This is a genomic window from Bacillus sp. 2D03 (genome assembly GCF_003946765.1).
Classification (GTDB): domain Bacteria; phylum Bacillota; class Bacilli; order Bacillales; family Bacillaceae_G; genus Bacillus_A; species Bacillus_A cereus.
Map to the genome: position 1 here is coordinate 18,723 of NZ_RPSJ01000022.1, position 26,630 is coordinate 45,352.

Below are 26,630 nucleotides of genomic sequence, written 5' to 3' on the forward strand. Positions count from 1 at the left end.
TTACCTCCCAGTATAAACAGGATATGCTGTTATTATCTCATTATTTTGTATAATCATTTCTACTTTAAATCCGTGGGATGTTTGTCCTACATATCTAACTGTATCGACTTGAATCTTATTATCGTATGCTTCTTTGATAGAATCAAATACCTGTACTCTATCCCAATCCTTAGGGAAAAATGAAGAAAGCGCATTTTTTGTTTCACCGTCTACTTTTATTTTTGCTCTATATACTCCCGCAGAATTTGGTGCATGGGTAATTCTAACTATTTCTCCTCCACCCATCATACTTTCATGGTGATATCCAACAGCTTTTAGTCCCCACCATTTTTGTTTTAGTTCCCCGTGAAAAAGGTGCTCCATAAGTGATGAATCAAAACTATACGGAACATTGCCACCATTAGTTCTGCTACTATTAATTCTTCCACTACTAGCAAATTGATAGGTAGAGAGTTTTTCTTCAGCTTGTTTAAAGTCTGGTGTGTCAAATCTAGATCGCAAACCATCTCCACCAGCAAAAGCAAATCGATCTTTTAATGGTAAGTGGCTTGAAATATAAGGTGTATCACCTGAAAATTTCGTTAACTTTACAGAGCCTCCAAGGGAAGTTACTTTTCCAATTTGACCTGCTCCTTTATCTCCAATCCATCCTAAACCAAACTCCATAAAAATATTTGTTCCCCATTGCACCCATACCTGCTACTGGCATAACTTGCTTCGTAACTTCAGTATTTGTTCTAATAGTTCTATTTCAACTACATCTGTTGAAGAGATCCTTAATTAAAATTCGGTAAGAAAAGCTTCATTCTTATCATTAAGAGCTATCAATTCCTTACTAGAAATATTTGATACATTGAAATATTCTTACATGGTATAATTTTCTTGATGATTTTGGAACTAGAAGGGGTTTAAATGATGGGAAACTTTCAAAGTAATTTTCAAACAGCTACACAAATTGCTACACAAATGAAAAATGCATCGGATACAATTCAAGGTGCGACAAATCGTTCTATAACAAAGGCGAGCCGTACTACATTATCTGTTAATGCTCAGGCGCAAGAAGTGAATCAACAAATGCTAGATTTAACTAGACAATTTTGTGAGGCCTTTCAACAAGCAATTGATAATATTCATTTAGTAGCTAAGGATTTTGAAAGAATGGATAACGAACTACAAAAGACATTTCGCTAATATGGCAACCTACGGTAAAGGGAGAAGGGTAGGGGGAATAAGATGAGTCAAGATGTGGAAAAACAAATAAATGAATTTAATCATGAATTACGGATAGTATTTGAAAAACAGGATCGAAATCAAAAAGAGATTCAAATCCAGAGACAAGCAGAAATGGACTTTCACGAATTGAGAAATCAAAATAGTCGTTTATTTAATAGGATTTTAGAAACATGGCATGGTGATAAAGATGTTTCTCATTTTTTTATGAATAAGCTTCAAGAGTCGCAACATATTGAGCGGAAATTAACATTGGAATTGGAAAATCAAAAAGAAACATTACTTAAAGAAAGACGCAATCTTATTGATTTAGAAACCGACCTTACCTATCGGCAACAGCGATTAAAAAGGGAGGACAAAGCGTGAGTTTAAATATGTATTTAGGGGAAGTACAAAATCAGACCCAAAGCATGAATGCTGTATGTGTCGCTACGATCCAAGCTATGGAGCAAGCAATCCAATCAATTGATACCTTTGCAACTGATACAGTTTTACAAGGGCAAACATATAGTAGTGCAAAAATATTTTTTGTCCAAACTTTTCGTCCTTTAGCACAAGGGATCATTTATTTATGTGAGGAATTAATTCATCAAAATGATGCGTTTCCAAGCGATTTTCAATCACAAGTTGCTTCCACAGATGTCATTGAACAAGAAATAAGAGAGCAAATTCAAGAAATTAATCGAATGGTCGCAAGTATAGAAGCGATTAGTATTGCTACAGTGTTGCCTGGAATAGATGCCATGGTTATTGTTTTAGTGGAGATGAGAAAAAAACTGCAAGAAAAATTAGAGCATCTATATGAATTTAACTATACATCCAGTAATAACTACAACACAGCTCTTCAACTTGTGGCTAGTCTTACTGCCGGCCTTGCTGAAGTCCAAAGTGGAAAAGGCTTTAGTCCTGTAAGTGGTACGTTTAGTACACAAGGATTAAATATGGATTGGACCGTTTCGATCCAAGAAATTGCTGATGAAAGAAACCGTCAAGTTGATAATCTTTTAAAGGAAGGATCAATAGAAGAGGGAGCGGTGTGCAAGAAACCTCCTGAAAAATCTACTTCTGAACAAATTATAGATGGTATTTTAGCAGGTACGGGTCAAGCAGTTGAAGATACAATAGATGGTGTTGTGGCACTTGGTAAATGGGAAACATGGGAGAACATGGGGTACGCTTTTACTCATTTAAATGAAACCTTACCTGCTATGTGGAACACATTATCAGATTCGTTTATTAATGATGTAATAAATGGAGACGCTGAAAGTCGTGCTAAGTGGGGAAGTTATGCTTTTACACAAATTGGACTTGGACTTATTGGTGATAAGGGGATAAGTAAAGTTACTACATTAGCAAAAGGTGCAAAATTCTCTACAGGAATGTCTTCTTTCGCAAATAAATTGCCACTGACGGATCGGTTGGCATTTGCAGGTGCAAGTGGATTTGGAAGCAATCAAATAAAAACATTTGAAGTTTTACGCAAAGCTCGTGAAACATTTATGTTTTCAAAAACTGGTGGAAGAAGTAAAGTTAAAGATGTACAAGAAGTAATTCAGGACTATGCAGATAAAGTTTTTGATAGAGTTGAGATGAAAAATGAATATCCCGATTCCTATTCAGCATCTCAAAAACTGCGTGCAGAACTTAAAGATGCAGGAGTTGAAACACCGCCATATCCTAATGCAACACATCATATTGCACCTTGGAAGGATAAAAGGGCGAAACAAGTGCAAGAGCTATTAGAAGAGTTTGAAATACACCATGATTCAGCGGCTAATGGAGTATTTTTACCCTATAAAGTGAACGATTATGTGACTACTGAAGCGCTACATATAGGTAATCATAGTCCAGAGTATATAAGGGAAGTATACAGAGTATTAAGTGAAGTGAAACGCTTTGGGGGTAATCAAGAAGATGCAGTTGCTGCCTTGCATAGTATAAGAGAGAGGTTATTGGATGGTAGTTTAAAACTAAATTAATTTAACCAATCATAGATACTTAATAATTAAATTCTGAAGGAGTAAAAAGGTATGAAAATTTGGCAATTAAAAAGCTTATTTGATAACTATCAATCTTTTCAGCTACTAAATTTAAAAGAAGACCGTAAAAAATATTTTGATGGGAAAATTGATTTGGCAATAAAACTGTCTGATTCGTGGGGGGAAATTTTTATTGAATGTGTAGAAGGTGATAAAAAAAGTGACTGTCCTATGTTCTGGGGAGAACTTGGTACACCAATGATTAGCAGAAAAGCAAAAGAAATATTAGAGCCTCTAATCTGTAATAATGTTGAGTTCCTTCCATTAATTCATGATGTTACAAGTGAAGTTTATTACCTAATAAACGTTCTAAATACAGTTGATGCAATTAACTACAATAAAGCAGTTTTGGAAAAACTAAGTACAGGGTTAATAATAGGGTTCGAAAAATACGCATTTTTAGCCAATAAAGTTGAGGGGCAGATAATATTTAAAACATTCTTAAATCAAAGATTACATTCTTCTACTGTCTTAGTATCTGATGAATTTAGAAATAAAGTTTTAGAAAACAATTTAAAAGGTTTCGAATTTGTTGAGGTATGGGATTCAGAAGAGGGTGCGTAAAGAAATCTAATTTAATTAGATTAGTAATGTGAACCCATATCTAATAGAGTAAAAAAAAGCTTATGCACTTGTATAAGCTTTTTATTATGAATAAGTATAGAAAATGATGGTAATTCATATTCAAGATATATTTTAGAATCACAAAGTAACTAGTAGTAAACAATTTTTTGTTACGTAATATTCTATTTTACTTTAGAAGATAAAAGAATAGTTAAGGGGAATAAGCATGAAAATATGGGGATTAAAGAGTGTATTAGATAACTATGAGTCTTTCCAGTTATTAAATTTTGAAGAAGATCACAAAAAATATATTGATGGAAAAATAAATTCAGTAACTCATTTAGCAAATTCATGGGGAAATATATATAGTGTATTGAAGGAGATATTCATAGTGATTTCCCTAAATTTTGGGGAGGAACTGGTGCTCCAATGATTAGTGAAAAAGCCAAGCAAGTACTTAAACCTTTAATAGGTGATAATGTTGAATTTTTACCACTCTTACGCAATTCAACTAGTGAGGTATATTACTTGATCCACGTGTTGAATGTACTTGATGCAATTGATAGTGATAAAGCAATTTTAAAAAAACTGATTACAGGTTTAATAATAGGATGCGAAAAATTCGCATTTGATAGTAATACTGTTCAAAATGAGATGATTTTTAAGGTTTATATAAATGGAAAAATTCATCCCACGGCTGTTTTTATTTTAGATGAGTTGAAGATTCTTATTGAACAAAGTGATTTAAAGGGTTTTAAATTTATTGAAATATGGGATTCAGAAGAACTTTTGTAAAGAAATTTAATAAAATCACATAATATTAATGATGGATTTGATTATAACGAAAAGAAAGCACAAACAATACTTTTACCATCAAGTTCTGGTTTACCTCATGCGAAAATTTCTGCTATGCAAAGAAAGCGAAGAAGGCTTGAAGGATAGGATACTGATATAAATTATGAATTTAATGTAAGGTATAGAGAAATGATTGAGGCAGGAGTTGATCAGAAAACTGCAAGAAAAGTATTGGTAGATGCTTATAAATATTTTGATAGTTTGGGAGGTTTTGTGAAAAAATGATAAATTTATCTAATGTTTCTGGTCTAATAAAAAATAAGCCAGCTAATGATATTGAAATTCAAGAAATAGAAGATGTAATGAAAGTTAAATTATCAAATGTACATAAAGATTTATTGAAGTATACAAATGGTTTTTCTATAGGTGGAGGATTAATAATTTATGGTACTGATGATATTATAGAACGAAATGAGACTTGGGAAGTAGCAGAATATGCAAATGGTTATGTTGCTATTGGTGATGATGGTAGTGGCAATGTTTTTTTAATGTCGCAAGGTGCAGATGTACGAGAAGTAAGGGCTGTTGATTCTGGTGATATGAATCCAAATCATGCCACTGTAGTTACATTAGATTTTATTGAGTGGGTAAATACGGGTTGTTTGAATCAAAAAATACAGAAAATAAAAGAAGAAATCCCTGATACGTGTAATATAGTGTTAATAGAAATTCCTAATGGAGGATTAAAAGATTTAGTAAAGATAAAAAGTGTACTCGCACTTGATATTTCAACAGGGGAACTATTAAAAGGATCGAAAAATCTTCCTTTTACATTAGTAAAAGGGGCTCCATATGGTAAAGCAAAAAAAAAAATTGAAAAATTAGGATCTATTGGTTTAGCACTAAATACAATACCAATGGATAAAAATAATTAATGTTAAACATAATTTGAAATTCATTTTTAAATGCCTGATATTAATTTAATAATTTATAAAAAACGAACTAACATTTTAAAGGTTAGTTTGTTTTTTATTTTTTTACAAGAATTAAATAAGGAATTTGAAACAAAACAGTGTTACATGGAATAGGAAGAGATTTATCAGAAGGTAATTTACGATTAAATGAACCCAAGAAACAACTAAATAAATGGTAATAATAAAGGAGAATATATATGAAGATTTGGCAATTAAAAAGCTCGACTGATGATTATGAAACCTTTCAATTATTGAACTATGAAGAGGATAAAAAATATTTTAAAACTAGTTTTAATTCTATGGTGAGTTTGTCAGATTCATGGACGCCTAAGTTTATTGAGGTAACAGATGAAGGGAAATCAAGCGATTCTCCTATTTTTTGGGGAAAGTCTGGTGTACAAATAATTAGTGAAAAAGCCAAGAATGTTTTAGAGCCTATAGTAGGAGATAATATTGAATTTTTACCATTAATTCATAAACAAACAAACAAACAAACAAACAAACAAACAAACAAACAAAAAATACTATGCTATGCATGTTTTAAGGGTGTTGGAAGCACTTGATACTAATAAAACAATCTATGATAAGTTAAGTTCAGGTTTAATAATAGGATGTAAAAAATTTGTATTTATTCCTTATGTTGTCCAGCACGAACCGATTTTTAAATTGAATGTAAATGGGAAGGTACATCCTAACTATCTTTTAGTATCAGATCAATTCAAAAATGCAATTTTAGAGAGTGAATTAAAAGGTTTTCAATTTACTGAAGTGTGGGATTCAGAAGAGGGTGCGTAAAGAAATCTAATTTAATTAGATTAGTAATGTGAATCCATATCTAATAGAGTAAAAAATAAAAAGCTTATGTACTTGTATAAGCTTTTTATTAGGAATAAGTATAGAAAGTGATGGTAATTCATATTCAAGATATATTTTAGAATCACAAAGTAACTAGTAGTAACCGATTTTTTGTTACGTAATATTCTATTTTACTTTAGAAGATAAAAGAATAGTTAAGGAGAATAAGCATGAAAATATGGGGATTAAAGAGTGTATTAGATAACTATGAGTCTTTCCAGTTATTAAATTTTGAAGAAGACCACAAAAAATATATTGATGGAAAAATAAATTCGATAACTTATTTAACAAATTCATGGGGAAAAATATATATAGAGTGTATTGAAGGAGATAATCATAGTGATTTCCCTAAATTTTGGGGAGGAACTGGTACACCAATGATTAGTGAAAAAGCCAAGCAAGTACTTGAACCTTTAATAGGGGATAATGTAGAATTTTTACCACTCTTACGCAATTCAACTAGTGAGGTATATTACTTGGTCCACGTGTTGAATGTACTAGATGCAATTGATGGAGATAAAGCAATCTTTAAAAAACTAATTACAGGCCTTATAGTAGGTTGTGAAAAGTTCGCATTTAATTTTAATATAGTTCAAAATGAAATGATTTTTAAAGTTTACATAAATGGAAAAATTCATCCGACAGTTGTCTTTATTTCAGACGAGTTGAAGGCTCTTATTGAACAAAGTGAATTAAAAGGTTTTGAATTTATTGAAGTGTGGGATTCGGAAGAGGGTGCCTAAATAATCTAATAAAATGCCCCTATTTCTAATAGAGTAAAAAATAAAGCATTAAATTCAAGAAACTTACACTATTGAAAAGAAATTTAACTATTAAATCTACCATATGCATAAGTCGATTATAAGATCAGGGAAATTCAAATATATGTAAATATTCTACATTTTTGTAAAAGACATTCATTGACACTTGTATATATAAGTAACTATACTCGTTACATCAAATTGAATGCGTGTTAATACGATTTCATTATTATGACAAACATGTAAATATAAAAATAGAAAATCTCAATTTGATAAATACAATGGTAGAGGTGTTTATTTTAATGAAGCACAAATTAATTGCAACAGGTATCCTTGCAGGAGCTATATTATCCTATTCTTCTAATATTTTAGCAGATACTCATAAATTCCCTGATGTTCCTACATGGGCTGATAAATCCGTTAATTATTTAGTTGATAAACAGGTATTAAATGGTTATCCAGATGGAACTTTTGGTTCAAATGACTCATTAGACAGAGCTTCGGCTACAAAAATTATGACAAAAGTTTTAGGTATACAAATTGATCCTAATGCAAAACCAGCTTTTACAGATTCACAAAACCACTGGGCTACTCCTTATATTGCTGCTGCTGAAAAAGCTGGGATTGTTAAAGGTGAAGGTAATGGAATCTTCAATCCATCCGGAAAAGTAACTCGCGCTGCTATGGCTACGATGCTAGTAAATGCATATAAACTACAAAGCACAACAAATCATAATGATCAGGTTAGATTTGAAGATTTAAAAGGGCATTGGGGCGAAAAATATGCCAATATTTTAATAGATTTAAAAATCTCTAATGGTACCGAGAACGGTTGGCAACCAAATAGATTTATAACACGTGCTGAAGCTGCTCAACTTACTGCAAAAACAGATATGTTACAACAAAATTTAAACGATGAAAAAGAGATTATTACTGCTACCTCATATGAAGATTTAAATTTAACAGTGGCTTCGAAAATTACAGCTCAAGAGATTGATAGCTTTATTGCGAAATATCATTCGGATAGTCCTTTAGTTGGACATGGGCAAGATTTTATCAATGCGCAAAATCAATATGGCGTGAGTGCTCATTATTTAGCAGCGCATGCGATTTTAGAATCTGGATACGGAAAATCAGAAATTGCATATCAAAAACATAATCTATTCGGTCTACGTGCATATGATGGAGATCCGTTTAAATATGCGAAATATTTACCAAGCTACGGCGATAGCATTGCTTATAACGCTAATTATGTACGAGAAAGATATTTAGAAGAAAGTGGTATGTATTATAACGGCCCAACATTAACTGGCATGAATGTGAAATATGCATCAGATAAAGGCTGGGCTAAGAAAATTGCGGGTATTATGGAACGTATTAAACCGTTTCATGTAGAAGACTATACATATGCAAAAAAATTACCAAAGAATCCTGAAACATTAGATGTCGACGCGTTATCTAATGAAATTCCATATAAAATGTATGCAGACGGTTCAAGCTCAAATGTTGTATCATCAGCTACTTACTATCAGGTACCTTATCCATTTAATTTGAAAATTAAAAGTAGACCAGATGTAGCTGTCGAGGAGAATGAAGTTGGTACAGTAACTCCTGGAACAACCATCTTTATTTATCGTGAAGATCCGAATGGATGGGTAGAATTCTCTTTTGAAGCTAATGGAGAAAAATATTGGACATTAAAAAATAAATTAAGTATGTAATTAAAAAGATCTATTTCACTAGTTTTAATCTCATATAATTGAGAGACAAGTTTTTTACTTTCTTAAAATAAAGTTATGTATACAAGAAAAGTTAGAGAATTATTTTCTCTAACTTTTCTTCGCTAGTATTTGAAATTAAAAAGATGGTGGAGTTACTCCAAATATAACAGTGACTTTGTTTAAAGAAGTGTTTTCCCACTTATGCTTTGCATAAGGTGGGATTTTAACGCTATCACCTGTATTGAGAAGTAAAACCTCATCATTTAGATATAGTTTTACTTGCCCTTCCATAATAAAAGCTATTTCTTCCCCTTTATGTGCCACAGGTTCAATAGATGAAGCAGTTTGAGGTAACAGATTCATTAAAGCCAATTCTAGTGCTCCATCTAAATTAGGAGATAATAGCTCATACGAAACATTGCCGCTTTCAGGAAAAGTTATTTTTTTCCTTTGATTAGCTCTTACAACTAATTCTTCTGTATTGGTATCCTCTAAGAAAAAATTAAACAATGGAATATTTAATGCTACAGAAATTAATTTTAGTGTTTGTAATGATGGATTTGTGATTCCTTTTTCAATCTGACTTAACATGGAAGGTGTTATATCAGCTAACTCTGCTAAACGCTTACTGGTTAATCCGGCACCTTTTCTAAATGCCATAATTTTGTGACCAACATTAATATCGTTCATATATGTAATCCCCTTTAAATAAGTAAATAAAATTAAATTATTATTAATTTTATTTACTTATACTTAATATATTGTTAATATATACTTAATTATAATAAATTATGATTAATTTTAAAATATCATATGTACATATGGCAGCAGCTGCGAAAAAGTGGGAAAAAGATTTACTTAGAAACAAAGGGGCTACTATTTTTGAATATACAGCTGGTTATAGTAAAGCAGTAGAAGAATGAGGAACATAAGTTAATAAGAATCAAATGTGCTATTTTATTAACGATGAAAAATCAAAGTATGTTTTTTAAGGTAATGCAGTAGTTGCTACTCGTCTGAATAATTGATATACAAATAAAAGTTGATGGATCGCATCCTCTATTTGTATATCTACCATGTGGAGTAGGATTTGGTGGAGTTTCGTTTAGTTTGAAAATTATGGGATCATGTATATGTAATTTTTGCTGGGCCTACCCATTCTCCGTATATGCTAATAGGTATGATGACCGGATTATGTGATGGGATTTCCATACAAGATTTTTAATGAAAAGGATTTTAATAAGTAAAGGACAACTTAAGAGTAGACTTCAATGCTGTATTGTAAAATTTTTAAGGAAGTGAAAATAGTATGAAATCAGCTTTAAATAGTATTATGATCTCCTCGATTTTTGCAGTAGGAGGGATCCTTTCGCTTTTGTTTAATTTAATGGGGGATCAAGATTGGATCTGGAATTGGGTAGGGCTATTACTGGCATATTTATCTTTGGGCATTTTAATCGGTTTATATAATAAAACTGTGGATCACAAAACATTTCCTAAAATACTAAAAAGAACTTTGTTTATTTCCTTTAATGTTACTATATTAGGGATAATCATAGGGGTAACATACCAACTATTAGGAAAGTGGAATCTTACTATAATGATGTATTATTGGTTGATAATTTTATTACTACATTTAATTACTGTAATAACTTTATTCATCCTAGTATTGGAAAACAGTAATAGTAAAAATTATAGCCCACTATATAATTTTATTATACTTTTAAACATTTTCCTTACCTTAGGACCAGTATTATTTCCGGTAGTTTTAACTATTATAGGAAATGCCATGAACGCTAGTGCAGGGCACTAATTTTCACCTATATAGATTATTAAAATGATTAGTCCAAAATTGAGATTGGTTAAGTTAAAAAACTTAATAAGCTAATAGAATAATAAAACTAAACGACTTAAAGTGGAATGATTTGATAGAAAGAAGATTATAATATGAAAATTAAGCTTAAGAAAAAAAGAATTATAAGTGTATTGTTGGCTATTACATTAGTAGCAATAGGGTATTACATGTTTCAATCTATTACAAATCCTAAGCTGGTAAATGCGGAAGAGGGAAACAGTGTTCAACAAGTGAGCAGTCTACCTAAAAATGAATTTAAAAAATCGATACCTAATCGTTTTGATGGTAAAGAAAGAAAAGTTGCATATTTAACTTTTGATGATGGACCAGGAAAATATACAGCTAATCTATTAGATGTACTAAAGAAAAATGATGTGAAAGCAACATTCTTTTTAATTGGCGATAATGTGAAAAGGTTCCCAGATTTAGTGAAACGAGAGCATGTAGAAAACCATTATGTGGGCATGCATAGTATGACACATGATTTTAAAAAGCTATACAGCAATCAGGAATATGTTAAGGAAATGAAAGAAGATCAATCTTTAATTAGAAACGTTATTGGAAACACACCGAAATTAACACGTCCACCATATGGATCAATGCCTGGTTTAAATGAATCACTTCGAAATGAAATGGTCGGACATGATTTAAAAGTATGGGATTGGACAATTGATTCTTTAGATTGGAAATACAATAAATTACCTGTGGATGTAGCGGCCGCAAAAATTGTTCAAAATGTCTTAGCAGGTGCAACGTCTTCAAAAGAAATTGTTTTAATGCACGATATTCATCCACAATCTGTCGCGGCAGTTCCAGTAATTATAAAAGGGTTAAAAGAAAAAGGGTATGAATTTGAAGCTTATGACGAGAATAATCATTTTCCAATAAACTTCTGGCATGATAAGCGAATATAAAAAGATATGTATGAGTTAAAAGAAAATTAGAATGGAATAAGCAATTTATATGGGGGTTAAATATTTATAAGAGCGTGTTTAGATAGATGAAAACACGCTCTTTTTACTGGACTATTTTTTCATTCATTCCTACATAAGCGTTGGATATTTCGCATGTTTGTCTAGAGTGGAAAGAACTCATAACAAACCGCCATTATTCACGTTCTTCTTCATATAATTGCACCGCACTTATTTTTTGTATGTGGTTAAAACTAGTTTTTAAGAAGCATATGTTTTAGCAACTGCAGAAATTCTGTATCACTTTTATCATTTTTTATATAATCCTGTTCGTAGTTAAAAATCATTCGTACTAACATAAAAGCTGTAAGCGGTAATGGTACCTTATGCAAAGCTCCTTGCTGATAACCTTTTTCGAGTAAATCACTTATCATGTTAATTGCTTCTTCTTCAGATTGTTTAAAACAAGTTGTAATTTCAGGTGAATGGTACTCTTTATATTCTTGAAAGAGTGTAGAAACAAACGGATCTTGATGATATTCTAGGCTGATATAATGAAGAATTTTTTGTATTCGAAGTAAAACATCTTTTTCTTCTTTATATAAATTAAATAATTGTGAGCGTTTGAGCTGAATATGACGCATATAGCAGTCGCATAATATTTCAGTTTTATCTGTATAGTAATAATAAATAGTACCTTTACCAACTTTAGCTGTCTTTGCAATTTCATCAACCGTCGTGTTACGGACACCACGCGTAGAGAACAGTATTGTGGCAGATTGAATGATTTTCATCTTTTTATTCTCTTTGTCTAATTTGATCATTGTCTACACCCTATCCTTGATATATTTAGCGAAGTTTTCGGTCTTTACATACTGTATCAGTTCATTTGTAATTTTGTAACTCCTAATAGAAATTCCTCTATTTGTTTCTTATAGAATAACATACACCATTTTTATTTCTAGTATATAACTATAATAGAATGCACCTTTATAACCTAGGGATAAAGGTGAAAGTTTGAGGTAATAATTTTTATAATCGGACGATGAGAATTCAAATGAAAGGGGACAGTGACTTCTTTCTTGATTGAATTATTTGATTTTTTATTCAATTCATTTTATTATATAAACATGACTAAAAGATGATTTTAGTCGGATTTTTTTACGGAAAACCGACTGATATTTGATTTTAGTCGGTTTCTATACTATTTGAGAGAAGGTAGACACTATGTGTGGAATTGCAGGGTGGATAGACTGGTCTAAAGACCTGTCTCATGAACAAGAAACGTTAAAAAAAATGACAGATGCTATCATTCACCGAGGGCCTGATGCAGAGGGGCATTGGTTTTCAAAACGAGCGGCATTAGGTCATCGACGTCTCATCGTCATTGATCCTGAAGGTGGCCTTCAACCTATGCTGTATAAAGATGGAAATGATACGATTGGCCTTACGTTCAATGGAGAAATTTATAACTATCAAGAATTACGTAAAGAACTTGAGGAGAAAGGTCATGAATTTCAGACCAAGTCAGATACAGAGGTATTATTACATGCTTACTTAGAGTGGCAAGAAGATTGTGTTCAACACTTAAATGGGATTTTTGCTTTTGGTATTTGGGATGAAAGATTTGGGAAATTGATGCTTGGTCGTGATCATCTAGGTGTGAAGCCTTTATTTTTCGCTCAAAGGGGAAGCGCAATTCTCTTTGGTTCAGAGTTAAAAGTTTTACTTTCGCATCCGCTTGTAGATGCAGAGGTAGATAAAGAAGGACTTTCTGAAATATTTTGTCTTGGACCAACACGTACTCCTGGTCATGCTATTTTCAAGGATATACATGAAGTGCGTGCTGGGCATTACATGACGTTTACCCCTAATGGCTCGACTACGACACAGTATTGGAAACTTGAAAGTAAAGAACATGTAGATGATATTGATACAACAGTTGAGACAATCCGTTCCATTTTACAAGATACGGTAAAACGTCAGTTAATTGCTGATAAACCAGTGGTATCTATGCTTTCCGGAGGTTTAGATTCCAGTGGTTTAACAGGTTTAGCAGGAAAAGAATTTGGGAATAAAGGGGAACGTCTTCATACATATTCCCTGAATTTCATCAATGATGAAAAAGACTTTGAGCAAGACTTCCTTCGTTTTGATCGTGATGAACCTTGGGTGAAACGTGTGGCTGAATATGTAGGAACAAAGCATCATTCTATAGAGTTAGGATCAGATAGTTTAATAGAGTATTTATTAACTCCAATGCGAGCGCGTGATCTACCTGGAGTTGGAGAACTAGAAACGTCTCTTTATTTGTTATTTAAGGAAATGAAGAAAGACGCAACAGTTGCACTTTCAGGCGAATCCGCAGATGAAGTATTCTCAGGATATCCATGGTTCCATCAAGAGAAGTTTCTAGATGCAGAGATATTCCCTTGGAGTGTTAATTTATGGTATAGTACAGAAATTCTATCAGAGGATTTTAAAGCGAAGATTAGTCCTGAAAAATATCAAAAACAAAAATTTGAAGATGCAGTTGCTGAGGTTCCCTTTTTAGAAGGTGAAAGTGATCTGCAAATGAAGCAACGTCAAATGTCTTACATGTTTATTACACGTTTCTTGCCATTTATGCTAGAACGAAAAGATCGCACAAGCATGATGAATGGCTTTGAAGTACGAGTTCCATTTTGCGATTACCGACTTGTAGAATACCTATGGAATGTCCCATTCGAAATGAAAAGCATAGACAATATTGAAAAAGGTATTTTACGTAGAGCTTTTGAAAATGTACTTCCAGAAGATGTACGTTATCGCAAAAAAAGTGCATATCCAAGCACTAAGGATGCCTCTTATCTACAAGGTATTAGTGATTGGATGTTACATGTGTTGAACAATCCTGAATCACCTATTTTGCCATTAATTAATGTAGAAAGAGTTCGTGCTATTGCAGAAGGAAACGACGAAGTAATTTCAGGTAATGATGCAAGAGGTATAATAGATTATTTACTTCAAGTTAATAGTTGGCTTCAGGAATATAATATTAAATTAGTATGGTAGATGTAATTTTCAAATAAAGAGAATAGTTGAAACATTAATGACCTAAGTAAACCGCATTTCCAATGGATTAGATAGTTATCTAATAATTGGAGATGCGGTTTTATTATCTTGATTTGCAATAACGCTAACCCTTTAAGGTTGCCTTTCTATTTTTTAGAATTGTTTTAGTAAATCAAAATTAAAATTCTGTATACATCTTTTGTACTAGTAGAACTAAGTCTAAAAGTATGTACAATTACACCATTTGACTAATGGGTAAACTTTACAACCTGTTATATACTAGTATTGTGTCTTGCCTTTATAGGTGCAGTACACAGCCGGTGATTGGCTAGTGGATGTCCTTCCATTTTGCCAGTGCCGGTTTTTTGTTGGATAATAGAGAAAATGAAGTTTTTATAAGGAAAGAAGGGGTTGTTTTGAAAGATGTAAATTCTATCTTTATGAGAGAAAAGATTGCTAGTTCTTATCTTTATTTTATTTCTTTTCTTGGTTTGGTTACTATAACTATATCTTTACTTGAAATTAAAATCCCTTCTCATCCAACAATACTAATAGTGTTGTTACTATTTATGGGGATTGCTGAGTATTTTCCTGTAAGATTTTGGAGAGGAACTAGCTCGCTTACCTTTCCGATAATTTACGCTATGAGTTGGCAGTTTGGAATCCATATAACTATTGTTGCTATTGTACTCGTCACGCTAATTATTCACCTGCATCGTCGTTCACCGATACAAAGAATGCTATTTAATAGTACTCAGCATGCACTTAGTTTGTTCTTGGCCGAATGGTTTTCAGACAAATGTATGTCCTTAATAGTTAATAAGATAGGTATGTCAGTTCTGTATGAGAATTTAATATCTTTGTTATTATTTTGCGTGATTTTTTGTTTTTTCAACAATCGCTTTTACGACTTGTTAATGATACTCCTTCCGCAGCCATATTCAATCTATCAGTGGTATAAAAAAACTGTAACGGTATTTCTTTGCGAAACTTTTGGTTTCTCTTATGCGGCACTAATGCACGTATTAATTAGTACATATAGTGTGGAAGTAAACGAGATTACAGTACTGTTTTTCTTTTTTCCACTTGTAGCAACTTCCATTATTAGTTCTTTTTCTGTACGGATAAGGATGGAGAAGGAACGATTATATGAGCTATTTCTTATTACGACCGAAATTAGTCGAGGATTAACCGGAGGAAACTTGAAGCATATTAAACAAGCACTTAAAGGTTTTTTTGGTATACAAGCATATGTAATATGGACAAAAGATGATGGGAACTGGAATATTCTGTTAAAAGATGGAAAAGTCCAATCTGATATTTCTGATCATTTAGAAAATTTTCGAGCGTTTGAGGAACTTTCTAAGAATATTGTATTTAATGATTGGAAAATTGGTACGGCTCCTGGAGATGAAATATTTGATAGTGTCATACGCTCACTTGTATATTTTCCTCTTATTGTAAATGATGAACTAGTCGGGATGTTTGTTGCAGGGAAGAGTAGAAATGCGGGTTTCTTCCCAGAAGATGTACAGTCGTTGGCTACATTTTCTAACCAATTAGCTAATGTAGTTAAAACAAGGATATTGATTTCTGAACAAGAAAAAAGAATGATTCTAGAAGAAAGAAATAGAATCGCCCGAGAAATTCACGATGGTATTGCGCAAACATTAGCCGGGGTGATATTCCAACTAGAATCCGCGCAGAAAAAATACCGTGATAAACCAATAGATATGCAGCAAGTAGTGGAGAAAAGCATAAAAGATTTAAGAGGAAGCCTAGGAGAAGTTCGCTATTCTATTTATGCTTTAAAACCATATCCGACACAACAATTAGGCCTTAAGCAGGCGATAGCAAGTAAAATAAAATCTTTAAAACAAGAATATGAACTAGATATTACATATCATGAAAGAGGTCATGCACGTGCGCTGAGCTTTTCCAAAGAAAGAGTTATTTTTGACACATTGCAAGAGAGTTTGCAAAACATTGTAAAACATGCACAAGCAAAAAAGGCTGATGTTTTACTCAGTTATCAAAGTGAGCACGTGCTTTTAAGAGTTAAGGATAATGGAGTTGGTTTTTCACTGTTTGAGTCTATGGTGAAAACAAAGAATGAGCCACATTATGGTATATTACATATGAATGAGCAAGCTGAACAATTAGGGGCTACTTTACAGATTGATAGTTCCGTAGGGAAAGGGACAGAAATTACACTGTTAATTCCAGATTCACAAACAAGGGGTGCGTAAAATGATTAAAATATTAGTAGTAGATGATCATGCTTTTTTACGGGATGCAATTCGGAGCATACTAGAGGATGAATCTGATATGAAAGTGGTTGGAGAAGCTAGCTCTGGGGATGGAGTATTGGGAAAAGTAGAAGAATGCGGACCAGATTGTATTTTGATGGATATTAACCTTCCAGGGAAAAATGGGATTGAAGCTACAGAGTTAGTGAAAAAAAAATATCCGAATTGCCGAGTACTTGTGTTTACAATGTATGAGCATGATGAGTATTTAATGGATGCACTCCAGGCCGGTGCTGATGGTTATTTATTAAAGGATTCATCATCGGAGCAGGTAGTGGCAGCAATTCGAATGTTATATCGAGGCGATTCCGTTATTCATCCACGTATGACTAAAAAATTAATTACATATCATCAGCAAAAAATGAAAGTAGAATCAAATGAAAATGAACTGACGGAACGTGAAAAGGAAATTCTCTTTGAACTAGTAAAAGGACTTAGTAATAAAGAAATTGCTGAAGTTCTATATATTAGTGATAAAACCGTTAAAATTCACATCAATAAAATTTTTAAAAAACTAAATGTGAAAAGTCGATCGCAAGCAGTGATTTATGCAGTTCGAAATCAATTGGTTCCGTTGGATTAAATAAGAGATTTTTCAAAGAACTATCATGTTGCTTTATTCTGTATCACAAGGAATAAAGGACAAGATAGTTCTTTTGTACTATGTAGGCATAGAATCCTTAGAGAAAAGATACTCCTTTTGTTCAATTTTCAGAATAATCAAAATGTGAAATAATCAAAATAGAATTACATTTTAACCTTGTTAATAATTCATTTTGTGAAAATCCTTTGTTGGAAATAAATGATGGGGGGCTCTTATAGAAAGAGAAAAGTAAGTGATTAGTTACATGAGGTATGGGGATGGTAGTAGTGTTGGAAATCTTTCATGATACACAAGATTAAGATTAATAGAGTTTCCAATGCTACATGGGAAGTTAAGAATCAATTTGTTTCAAAAAATAATATTAATAATGGGGAGATGCAATATGAAACGAGGGAAATTTGGAAAGATTCTTATTGGAACGTTAACAGCTGGAATGCTATTGTCTCAAGGAATTCCATATAACGTCTTAGCTGAAGAGGTAAATACATCTACTTTAACTGGAATTGATGATGCAAATGCTATCTTGAAAGGTCTTACAAAGGAACAACGTAATGCCTTAAAAACGTTAGATACAAAACCAGGTTTTGTTATTTCGCCAGGTATCAATACAGCAAGTCCTAATAATGTGAATGTAATTATAGAGTTTAAGCAAGCGCCTAGCAAAATCGAGGTATTAAAACAAGCGGCTAAAGGGAAAAAGGTAGCTCTTTCAAATGCGGAACAAAAGGTAGAAGCATCACATAAAGGGTTTAAAGCAGAGCTTGAACAGCTTCAAAAGAATAAAGAGAAAGCGACAAATTTAAAATCTGCAAAAATAACAAGAGAATATAAGAATGCTTTTAATGGTGTAGCGATTTCGTTACCTGGGAACATGATTGAAGACTTAGTTCGTACCGGTATCGTTAAGCGTGTATGGGAAGATCATGAGGTTAAAATAGATTTGCCGAAAGAAACAGCTAAGACTGCAGTTGAACCAAAAATGGCAGATAGTGTACCGCAAATTGGTGTGGACAAGCTGCATGATGAAAAAATAACAGGTAAAGGAATTAAGGTAGGTGTACTAGACACCGGTATTGATTACAACCACCCGGATTTGAAAGATGTATATAAAGGATATCGTGCAAAGCAAGGTGAGGATCCAAGCAAAATAGATCCGAACTCAATAAAAGGATGGGACTTTGTTAATAATGATGCTGATCCAATGGAGACAACGTATAAGGATTGGCAAAATTCTGGAGGATATCCTGAGATTTATGAGGGGAGTGCATATTATACATCCCATGGTACGCATGTAGCTGGGACAATTGCTGCAGATAAACAGAATAGTGTGGATTATGCAGTGAAGGGTGTTGCTCCAGATGTAGATTTATATTCCTATCGCGTATTAGGTCCATATGGAAGTGGACAAACAAGCGGTATTCTTGCTGCGATTGATAAAGCAGTGAAAGACGATATGGATGTTATCAATTTATCACTAGGAGCGTCTATTAATGATCCTTTATATCCTACTTCTGTCGCAGTGAATAATGCGATGTTAGCTGGTGTTGTTACAGTAGTAGCAGCTGGTAATAGTGGTCCGGAAGAAGGTACCATTGGATCACCTAGTGCAGCGGCACTTCCAATTACAGTGGGAGCCAGTGACGCTGCAATGACAATCCCAACGTTTTCTGCAGATGCAGGTGATTTACATGTGGATAAGATGATGCTACTTGGAAAAAGCTTTACTGATAAGATTGAAGATTTGAAAGGTCAATCCGTATCAGTTGTATATGCAGGGCTTGGGAAATCAGGTGATTTTACAGGGAAAGATGTAAAAGGGAAGTTAGCTCTTATCCAACGCGGTGAGATTACATTTGATGAAAAAATTAGAAATGCTAAGGAAGCAGGCGCAAAGGCGGTAATCGTATATAACAATGTAGATGGTGAAATTACAAGTTACCTTGGGGAAAATACTTCATCTATTCCATCGTTCCGCTTAACAAAAGTAGATGGTGAGAAATTACAAGCAAAAGCTGTACAAGGAGATGTGTCGTTAGTATTTGGGGAACTAAGTAATATAAAAACAGAGGGAGATCGCTTAGCTGATTTCAGCTCCCGTGGTCCTGCAACTAAAACAGATGATATTAAGCCAGATATTGTAGCACCAGGTGTGTCTATTTTCTCAACTGTTCCTGAATATATTAATGATCCAAAGGATGGAGAAAATTATCCGGTTGCGTATGGACGTATGTCAGGTACTTCTATGGCAACTCCTCATACTGCAGGGGTAGCGGCACTCATTTTACAAGAACATCCAAACTATAGTCCGTTTGAAGTAAAAGAAGCACTTATGAATACCGCAGTTGACTTAAAAGAGGAGCGTTCTGTATTTGAGGTGGGCTCAGGACGAATTGATGCATATCGTGCAGTTCATGCAGATACATCTATCGAGGTTATCGATAAAACATCAAACGTTGTAGATGATGAAGAAGTAGAAATTGAAGAAAAAACAGGTTCTATTGCATTTGGATATAAAAATCAACTAGAAACTGGGCCTATTAAAGATAGTCGAAAAGTCTTAATTAAGAACAGCAGTAAAACAGATGGGAAAGAGTTTAAATTAGAAGTAGAGTTTTCACCTACAAGTGTAGGTGTGCAAGATGCAGCGAAGAATGGTGTGAAGCTAAACGTACCAGAGTCTATTAAAGTAGCTCCTGGTACATCAGAGGAAATTAGCCCTGAAATTATCATTCCAGGAAACGCTGAATTTGGTAGATATGAGGGATATATTCATATTACAAATAAAAACAATGAAAAAGAAGTATATCAAGTACCATTTGCAGTTAAATTCACAGAAAAAGGGATTGCGTCTGTAGATTTACTGAGGGATGCAATGGCAACAGATGCTTCTAAATTCCATCCGTTTATGGAAAGACCAAGTTCGCCGTTGACATTTAAATTGAATAGTCCTCTTGAAACCATTGATGCAGTTGTGAAGGACCGAAAGACTGGGAAGGCATTAGGAGTCGTTGGTACACTTAATGCAAGTAGTCTAACACCGAATGTTGAATATATGATGTTTTCTGGTATGGGAGGGTATGTACTTCCATTTACAGGAGATCCAGCTCATCCAATTGCGGATAAACCTGTTATGTTGCCTGATGGAGATTACGAATTGAACTTTGTTGGATATGATAAACAAGGAAAATCTTATACAAAAGGCGATAGCATTATCATTGATAATATAATACCTGAAATGAAATTTAAGGATGTACAACCTGGTATACACGAAGTCAATGATTCTATGTTTAAAGAAGAAGACGGCCAGCGGGCTTTATGGGTGCATGGTAATATTTATGATTCTACAGTAGATGCATTAAAGGCAAAAGGCTTGCAGTATGATCAAAAAGCGAATCAAATTGTATATTATCAAAACTCAGCCTTTCCATCAGGTTGGCTGAATACAATTCAAGCAAATGGTGATTTTAAATTTGGAGTACTTCCAGAGGAAATAAACGAGCCGTTAAATCTAAAATTATTTGGATATGATCTTGCAACTGCAGGGAATATGGCAACTGGATATAAAGATTACGTCTTTGTAAAGGAAGGGACAGAATACGCTGTTCCAAGTTATGACAAAGAGAAAATCAAATTAGGAGAAAAAATTACGTTAACTTTGAATCTCAATAATGTAAAACAGCTTATGTCAGGTACATTTGAAATTCCTTATTACAAGCAGCTATTTAAATTTACAGATGTGAAACCAAATCCAGCACTTACGGAATATGTAAAACAACATGGACTGAATCTTAAATTAGAAGATCCAAAGGTAAATGAAGAAGGAGCTTGGGAAAACAAGGTGAAAGTTGGCGCGTCATTGGAAGGAAAAGAATTTAAAGGATTAGATGGTGATACACCATTTTTAGATGTTACATTCGAGATGACGAACGATGAATACTTTAATGATTTAACTGCATTTGGAGTAGATAAGTTCTCTTATACAAAAGCTGGTGCATCAGAAGGCATTGAGATTCCTGCGTTTAAAGATAAATCTTTTGCTATTGTTTCGAAACATTCAACGGTTACAGGATATATTGGTCCGGAAGCTTTCTTGAATGAAGAGGGGTATTTAGGTAAGAAAGACTATACAAAACTAGGAGCAAAAGTGTACGCAGTTGGCAAGGATGGAAAGAAATATACAGGAACGATTGGTGATAACGGGCAATTTGAAATTCATAGTGTCCCAGTAAGCGATAAAGAATATGATATTTTCGTAGAAATGCCAGGTCATTTAAATAGTAAATTAACATCAAAAATAGGGAAAATGCAAGACGGAGAATTAGTGGGACAAAACTTTAGAGCTGACATGGATGATAACCTTGCAGGTGATGTAAACGGCGATAAAATGGTAGATATTCAAGATGCTAGAATAGCAGCTCTGTCATATGAAAAAGGAAAAGTGTCTGTTAAAGATGGTGACGTGAATCAAGATGGTGTTGTAAACGAAACTGATATTCGTTTTATTGAGAAAAACTTCTTGAAAAAGGGTCCAGATGCTAAAGAAAATCAGAAACCGAAAGAAAATGTAGGGCCAGTGACGTTAGAGAAAATTTTACGCTCTATTGGTTTAGAACCAAAAAAATAAGTAGGAAAACTTCTAGAGTAAATAAAGTAATCAGACAATGAATAGTAAATGAAATGGGATTGGGTAACAAATGACCGGTAATGATTTACGGTAACATTACCGGTCATTTTAAAAGTAATAATTGTTTGGGTGCATGAAATAGCTAGTTTAAAGTGAGTTCGCTTTCATTATGTGACAAGGTGGTTGCTTAATTAGTATTGTTTGTGGGATGGAAATAAGTTTTGTAATTTGACCTTTAAAAATAGGGGGACTTGTGAAATGAGTATGAAGAAAAAACTTGGTATGGGTGTTATAACTGCAGCGCTTGGCTTATCCTTAATTGGCGGGGGAACATATGCATATTTTAGTGATAAGGAAGTATCACAAAATACGTTTGCAGCGGGTACTTTAGATTTGAGTGTGAATCCTGAAGTTGTTATTAATGTCGACAATTTGAAACCAGGCGATGAAATGGAGCGCGGTTTTCAATTAGTTAACAAAGGAACCTTAGCAATAGGAGATGTGAAACTCCTGACAGATTACAGTGTAATCGATGCGAAAGGGGATAATGGAAATGCTGATTTTGGTGATCATATCCGTGTTGATTTCTTGTGGAATTTGGATAAAAATGAGGTTCCAATTTGGTCTACTACATTATCTGAATTAAAGGTAGCTACGCAAAATGGAAGTATTCCGGATCTTGTACAAAAAGGTGTGGTAGACCGAGAAGGAAATGGACTTGCTCCTGGTGATGATGATACATTTTATGTAATGTTTACATTCGTAGATAGCGGTGAAGACCAAAATGTATTCCAGGGAGATGCATTGAAATTAAATTGGACGTTTAATTCCATGCAAGCAAGCGGTGAAGAAAAGTAAGCGTAGTAATTTGCATACTATATGTTTGAGACGTATAGTATACGAATGATGATACTTTTTTATCCATAAAGAAAAGACACCCTAAGGTGCCATCCTCTCACTTGAACCATCTTAAAATTAAGATGGTTCAAGTGAAAAGAAGTATAAAGTATTAATAGGGATGCAAATTTCAAAATAAAAAATACGTTAAGTAAACTTTTATTCGAAAATTCACATTAAGTAATAATGTTTAAAAATTAAGTTTATAAAAAAAATAAGATGTTTATAAATGTAAAACCTACGGAAACTTTTCCTGTGGGTTTTTTAAGTAGTTTTTACGAAATTATGAGTGTTTTTTATTTTGTATTTCAATAAGTTCATCTTGTACCATTTTTATATAATATTCTTTTTCTGTTAGTTCAAATATAAATAATGCTTTTTTCCAGTTATAAACAACATCTTCTACATTGTGTTGTTTAATCTTTAATAAACACTGACCTTTTAAATAGAATAGTTCACCTAATAAGTATAAAGTATTTAGATTAATTGCTAATTTGATGCCCCTATCAATGTATTTTATTGCCTCTTCATGTTGATATGTGAAGTCTAAACATTTTGCCAAATTGAAAATGATTTTTAATTTAATTTCTTTATCTCTAGGAAGATCTAACTTATTAAAATTAGTTAAACATCTTTTTAATATCGTAATACTTTTTTCATATTCTTTGTTTTCTCCATGAAATATAGCCATTGTCTGCATAATATGTATTTCTCTTTCTGATAAAAAATCAGAATTGGTTAAAGTTAGTTTTAATGCATGATTTAAAAGAGTTAAAGCAGTTTTTGTTGATCTATTTACCTCAAAAATAGCGATTGCTTCATGCCATATTAGAAATTGTTTCTCTTCTTTTGTTTGAAAATTATTTAAGTTTTTCTCTTTTTTTACTATTTCATAAAGTTCTTTATATTGTTTTTGCTTTAAGCAATCTTTTATTACGTATTTTACATTTTCTGTATATTTTAATCTTTTGTTTTGAGTTAGTGCAAATATATGATTCGGATCAATGCCAAGTCTTTCTGATAATTGATATAACAATATGCTAGATGGATAAATCACACCTTTTTCGATCTTGCTAATTTGACTTTGTGAACAAATTCCATGACACAATTCGGATTGTGATATGTTTTTTTTTATTCTAAGTTCTTTAATGGTAATACCCAAATCGTTAAATTCCATTTTTTCACCTACTATTTAGCACTGTATTAGTATAAGAGCTTTCTCTAACTTTTAATGTAATGTAAAATTAATATATTTACAATTAATATTTGTTTTAAAGGAATTACCGTTTCCATAGGATGGTGAGGCTTTTATTATGTACAAAAAAAGACACCCTAAGGTGCCTTCCTCCGACTTGAACCACGTTCATTTAGTATAAACTTATCCGTATTATCCCTTTGTTATACGTGTAAACACACCCTATAAAACAGAATCGTCTATATACACCAGATTGTTAGTTTACAAAGTACAAGAGATTTGAGATCAGTATTAGAGTGACGCGACACCTTCCATAATGATTGGTATGTTACGCCTTTCAAAAGAATCTGCTTTATAGAATGTATCCACGTTTATTATTTTACTATATATAATATTTATTTGGTGTAATTTTTGTAGATATGTATAATTACATAAAGTTGATGGAAAAATCAGAGTATAATTTGGATTGTGTAATAAAGATAAGGCCCACCTACGGAAATAGGTGGGTTTTTGTTGGGTATTACTATCTCATTGCACACAAGGGAATTTCTATTAAAATCATAGCATATTTTTATAGCTCTTATATTGAGAAATAAAGAAAAGACACCCAAATAAGAGTGTCTTTTCCCTTAGTATTTTAGCAGAAGCAACTGCATCCAATAATTATTAAAAGTATAAAGAGTACAACGAGTAAAGTAAAAACGTACTATTCTACATTATCTGAATTAAAGGTAGCTACGCAAAATGGAAGTATTCCTGACCTTGTAAAGAAAGGTATTGTAGATCGAGAAGGAAATGGATTTACTCCAGGTGATGATGATACATTTTATGTAATGTTCACATTCGTAGATAGCGGTGAAGACCAAAATGTATTTCAGGGGAGATGCGTTGAAATTACATTGGGCGTTTAATTCCATGCAAGCAAGCGGTGAAGAAAAGTAAGTGTAATAATTTGTATACTCTATGTTTAAAACTGTAACAAGAAGCATAAGATGGCCGTTTTGATCAACTTATTCCTTTTTAGTTTGCGGCCAACGTATGCTTCTAATATATATACAACAAAAATAACAACTAGCGCCTCGTAAGAGGTGCTAGTTGACGTGAAATTCGTTATTGATACTGAAAAAGGATCTTTTTTTTTAAAATCTGGCCCATTTCTATATTAAGTGTAGTTTTTTCTATACTTAATTAATTTTATATACTGAAATAAATTATTTGTTAAATTTTTTTATCTACCACCAAATCCAGGTTGCATAGGGGCAACTTGGGGGAACATGACCCCACCACCAGGTGAAAGTTGAGAAGCTGCAACTGGCGCTAATCCAAGACTAACATTTCCACCAACTACATTAGGGAATACAATTGTAACCACTTCGTTCCCCATTTGATTAAAAGCTACTCTAAAAATAAAAACACGCGTTCCTGCTTGAAGTTGTTGACCATTAGGTAAAATAACAGACTGAGGAAGAATATGAAACTGACCTACTAAATTTACAAATGATTGTTGTCTAGGATTATTTGTATAATCATATGAGTATTCATCATAATTTTGTTGATACATAAACTTTCAGCTTCTTTCTATTTTAAATTTTAACGAATTTTCCGAAAGGATTCTCCTTCCTCAAGCGTGTGAAGGGCGTAGCCCAACGGTAGGTGGGAGATGAATTTCGGTTTGGCGTAGCCAAAAGGTTTTCCTTTTTATTTTGCCTCTGATATAATCAGTCTTATAAATTATAAAGGCTGGTATATAAATGAAATTAGATAGTAATAACCATTCAGTATTCTTGTTGTATTATCACCTTGTGTTGGTCGTGAAATACAGAAGAAATGTGTTTGATGATGATATGTCAGACTATGCAAAAGATATGTTTGTTCGACTATCTGAAAACTATAACATCACATTAGTTGAATGGAATCATGATGTAGACCATGTTCATATTTTGTTCAAAGCACACCCTAATACAGAAATGACAAAATTCATCAATGCTTATAAAAGTGCAAGTTCTCGACTTATTAAAAGAGACTTTCCACAAGTGAAAAAGAAACTTTGGAAAGAGATGTTTTGGTCAAGAAGCTTTTGCTTGCTAACTACTGGTGGTTCGCCAATAGACGTAATAAAAACATATATTGAAAATCAAAGTGAAAAGTGAGGTGAAATGATATGACAAAGCAGAATAAAGCATATAAATTCCGTTTGTATCCAACAGAAGACCAAGCACATCTTATGCGTAAAACATTCGGT

24 protein-coding genes and 4 pseudogenes are annotated in these 26,630 nt (G+C 32.9%); 22 read left to right on the forward strand and 6 right to left on the reverse strand.

Features of this window, described 5'->3' with window-relative positions; genetic code table 11:
• Positions 1-666 carry an EndoU domain-containing protein gene (locus tag EBQ15_RS29290; protein WP_000394248.1) on the reverse strand — a complete coding sequence of 222 codons (666 nt, stop codon included), beginning with the start codon at positions 664-666 and terminating at the stop codon, positions 1-3.
• A gap of 246 nt (positions 667-912) precedes the next feature.
• On the opposite strand from EBQ15_RS29290, the gene EBQ15_RS29295 reads away from it, so the two are divergent.
• From EBQ15_RS29295 to EBQ15_RS29340, 11 genes and pseudogenes are all read left to right on the forward strand, one after another.
• Positions 913-1,191, forward strand: coding sequence for a TIGR04197 family type VII secretion effector (locus EBQ15_RS29295; protein WP_033683139.1), 279 nt, complete (start codon positions 913-915; stop codon positions 1,189-1,191).
• Positions 1,192-1,233: 42 nt separating this feature from the next.
• Positions 1,234-1,596, forward strand: a complete 363-nt coding sequence (locus EBQ15_RS29300) for a DUF3958 family protein (RefSeq protein ID WP_000076389.1) — start codon at positions 1,234-1,236, stop codon at positions 1,594-1,596.
• Positions 1,593-3,209 carry an AHH domain-containing protein gene (locus EBQ15_RS29305; protein ID WP_000056081.1) on the forward strand — a complete coding sequence of 539 codons (1,617 nt, stop codon included), beginning with the start codon at positions 1,593-1,595 and terminating at the stop codon, positions 3,207-3,209. Before EBQ15_RS29300 ends, EBQ15_RS29305 begins: the two co-directional genes overlap by 4 nt.
• A 51-nt stretch (positions 3,210-3,260) precedes the next feature.
• Positions 3,261-3,833, forward strand: coding sequence for an imm11 family protein (locus EBQ15_RS29310; RefSeq protein ID WP_000708201.1), 573 nt, complete (start codon positions 3,261-3,263; stop codon positions 3,831-3,833).
• Positions 3,834-4,059: 226 nt separating this feature from the next.
• A pseudogene (locus tag EBQ15_RS29315) lies at positions 4,060-4,628 on the forward strand (imm11 family protein).
• Between the two features lie 66 nt (positions 4,629-4,694).
• Positions 4,695-4,913, forward strand: a pseudogene (locus EBQ15_RS31730) (hypothetical protein).
• Positions 4,910-5,563 (forward strand): SMI1/KNR4 family protein, encoded by a 654-nt coding sequence (locus EBQ15_RS29325; protein ID WP_000609238.1) that lies wholly within the window; start codon positions 4,910-4,912, stop codon positions 5,561-5,563. Before EBQ15_RS31730 ends, EBQ15_RS29325 begins: the two are co-directional and overlap by 4 nt.
• A gap of 236 nt (positions 5,564-5,799) precedes the next feature.
• Positions 5,800-6,165, forward strand: a complete 366-nt coding sequence (locus EBQ15_RS32150) for a hypothetical protein (RefSeq protein ID WP_002000516.1) — start codon at positions 5,800-5,802, stop codon at positions 6,163-6,165.
• Positions 6,149-6,397, forward strand: coding sequence for an imm11 family protein (locus EBQ15_RS32155; RefSeq protein WP_232292413.1), 249 nt, complete (start codon positions 6,149-6,151; stop codon positions 6,395-6,397). Before EBQ15_RS32150 ends, EBQ15_RS32155 begins: the two co-directional genes overlap by 17 nt.
• Before the next feature lie 230 nt (positions 6,398-6,627).
• Positions 6,628-7,200, forward strand: coding sequence for an imm11 family protein (locus EBQ15_RS29335; RefSeq protein ID WP_000708114.1), 573 nt, complete (start codon positions 6,628-6,630; stop codon positions 7,198-7,200).
• 320 nt (positions 7,201-7,520) lie between these two features.
• Positions 7,521-8,939, forward strand: a complete 1,419-nt coding sequence (locus EBQ15_RS29340) for an S-layer homology domain-containing protein (protein ID WP_033693019.1) — start codon at positions 7,521-7,523, stop codon at positions 8,937-8,939.
• A 135-nt stretch (positions 8,940-9,074) separates the two neighbouring features.
• Here EBQ15_RS29340 and EBQ15_RS29345 read toward each other — a convergent pair whose 3' ends face one another.
• Positions 9,075-9,629: a helix-turn-helix domain-containing protein gene (locus EBQ15_RS29345; protein WP_000997921.1), complete on the reverse strand. Its 555-nt coding sequence runs from the start codon at positions 9,627-9,629 to the stop codon at positions 9,075-9,077.
• A 101-nt stretch (positions 9,630-9,730) separates the two neighbouring features.
• On the opposite strand from EBQ15_RS29345, the gene EBQ15_RS29350 reads away from it, so the two are divergent.
• From EBQ15_RS29350 to EBQ15_RS29365, 3 genes are all read left to right on the forward strand, one after another.
• Positions 9,731-9,862, forward strand: a complete 132-nt coding sequence (locus EBQ15_RS29350; RefSeq protein ID WP_002001735.1) for a hypothetical protein — start codon at positions 9,731-9,733, stop codon at positions 9,860-9,862.
• Between the two features lie 386 nt (positions 9,863-10,248).
• Complete coding sequence (locus EBQ15_RS29360; protein WP_000833538.1) at positions 10,249-10,752, forward strand: DUF3902 family protein; 504 nt, start codon at positions 10,249-10,251, stop codon at positions 10,750-10,752.
• A gap of 134 nt (positions 10,753-10,886) precedes the next feature.
• Entirely contained in the window at positions 10,887-11,708 is an 822-nt protein-coding gene (locus tag EBQ15_RS29365) for a peptidoglycan-N-acetylglucosamine deacetylase (protein ID WP_000694593.1), read from the forward strand.
• Between the two features lie 251 nt (positions 11,709-11,959).
• Here EBQ15_RS29365 and EBQ15_RS29370 read toward each other — a convergent pair whose 3' ends face one another.
• Positions 11,960-12,529: a TetR/AcrR family transcriptional regulator gene (locus EBQ15_RS29370; RefSeq protein ID WP_000593049.1), complete on the reverse strand. Its 570-nt coding sequence runs from the start codon at positions 12,527-12,529 to the stop codon at positions 11,960-11,962.
• Positions 12,530-12,932: 403 nt separating this feature from the next.
• On the opposite strand from EBQ15_RS29370, the gene asnB reads away from it, so the two are divergent.
• The 5 genes from asnB to EBQ15_RS29395 all read left to right on the forward strand — a co-directional run bounded on the left by asnB (position 12,933) and on the right by EBQ15_RS29395 (position 23,154).
• Positions 12,933-14,759: an asparagine synthase (glutamine-hydrolyzing) gene (gene asnB, locus EBQ15_RS29375; RefSeq protein ID WP_000333849.1), complete on the forward strand. Its 1,827-nt coding sequence runs from the start codon at positions 12,933-12,935 to the stop codon at positions 14,757-14,759.
• 416 nt (positions 14,760-15,175) lie between these two features.
• Positions 15,176-17,008 carry a GAF domain-containing sensor histidine kinase gene (locus EBQ15_RS29380; RefSeq protein WP_033684014.1) on the forward strand — a complete coding sequence of 611 codons (1,833 nt, stop codon included), beginning with the start codon at positions 15,176-15,178 and terminating at the stop codon, positions 17,006-17,008.
• Position 17,009: 1 nt separating this feature from the next.
• Positions 17,010-17,651, forward strand: coding sequence for a response regulator (locus EBQ15_RS29385; RefSeq protein ID WP_000590673.1), 642 nt, complete (start codon positions 17,010-17,012; stop codon positions 17,649-17,651).
• Between the two features lie 403 nt (positions 17,652-18,054).
• Complete coding sequence (locus EBQ15_RS29390) at positions 18,055-22,296, forward strand: S8 family serine peptidase (protein ID WP_000820214.1); 4,242 nt, start codon at positions 18,055-18,057, stop codon at positions 22,294-22,296.
• Between the two features lie 258 nt (positions 22,297-22,554).
• Positions 22,555-23,154, forward strand: a complete 600-nt coding sequence (locus EBQ15_RS29395) for a TasA family protein (protein WP_000061951.1) — start codon at positions 22,555-22,557, stop codon at positions 23,152-23,154.
• A gap of 322 nt (positions 23,155-23,476) precedes the next feature.
• Here the strand turns inward: EBQ15_RS29395 and EBQ15_RS29400 are convergent, their stop codons facing one another.
• Together EBQ15_RS29400 and EBQ15_RS31745 are read right to left on the reverse strand one after the other, a co-directional pair.
• On the reverse strand, positions 23,477-24,370 hold the full coding sequence (locus EBQ15_RS29400; protein ID WP_000395477.1) for a helix-turn-helix domain-containing protein: 894 nt from the start codon (positions 24,368-24,370) through the stop codon (positions 23,477-23,479).
• A 655-nt stretch (positions 24,371-25,025) separates the two neighbouring features.
• Positions 25,026-25,088, reverse strand: a pseudogene (locus EBQ15_RS31745) (YjcZ family sporulation protein); the annotation flags it as partial.
• A 10-nt stretch (positions 25,089-25,098) separates the two neighbouring features.
• On the opposite strand from EBQ15_RS31745, the pseudogene EBQ15_RS29410 reads away from it, so the two are divergent.
• A pseudogene (locus tag EBQ15_RS29410) lies at positions 25,099-25,330 on the forward strand (TasA family protein); the annotation flags it as partial.
• Between the two features lie 286 nt (positions 25,331-25,616).
• Here the strand turns inward: EBQ15_RS29410 and EBQ15_RS29415 are convergent.
• Positions 25,617-25,949, reverse strand: a complete 333-nt coding sequence (locus tag EBQ15_RS29415; RefSeq protein ID WP_000284732.1) for a hypothetical protein — start codon at positions 25,947-25,949, stop codon at positions 25,617-25,619.
• Positions 25,950-26,139: 190 nt separating this feature from the next.
• Between EBQ15_RS29415 and tnpA the strand changes: the two genes are divergently transcribed.
• Together tnpA and EBQ15_RS29425 are read left to right on the forward strand one after the other, a co-directional pair.
• Positions 26,140-26,538: an IS200/IS605 family transposase gene (gene tnpA / locus EBQ15_RS29420; RefSeq protein WP_000762749.1), complete on the forward strand. Its 399-nt coding sequence runs from the start codon at positions 26,140-26,142 to the stop codon at positions 26,536-26,538.
• An 11-nt stretch (positions 26,539-26,549) separates the two neighbouring features.
• Positions 26,550-26,630: helix-turn-helix domain-containing protein (locus tag EBQ15_RS29425; RefSeq protein ID WP_164514041.1), on the forward strand; the 81-nt coding region annotated here is incomplete at its 3' end.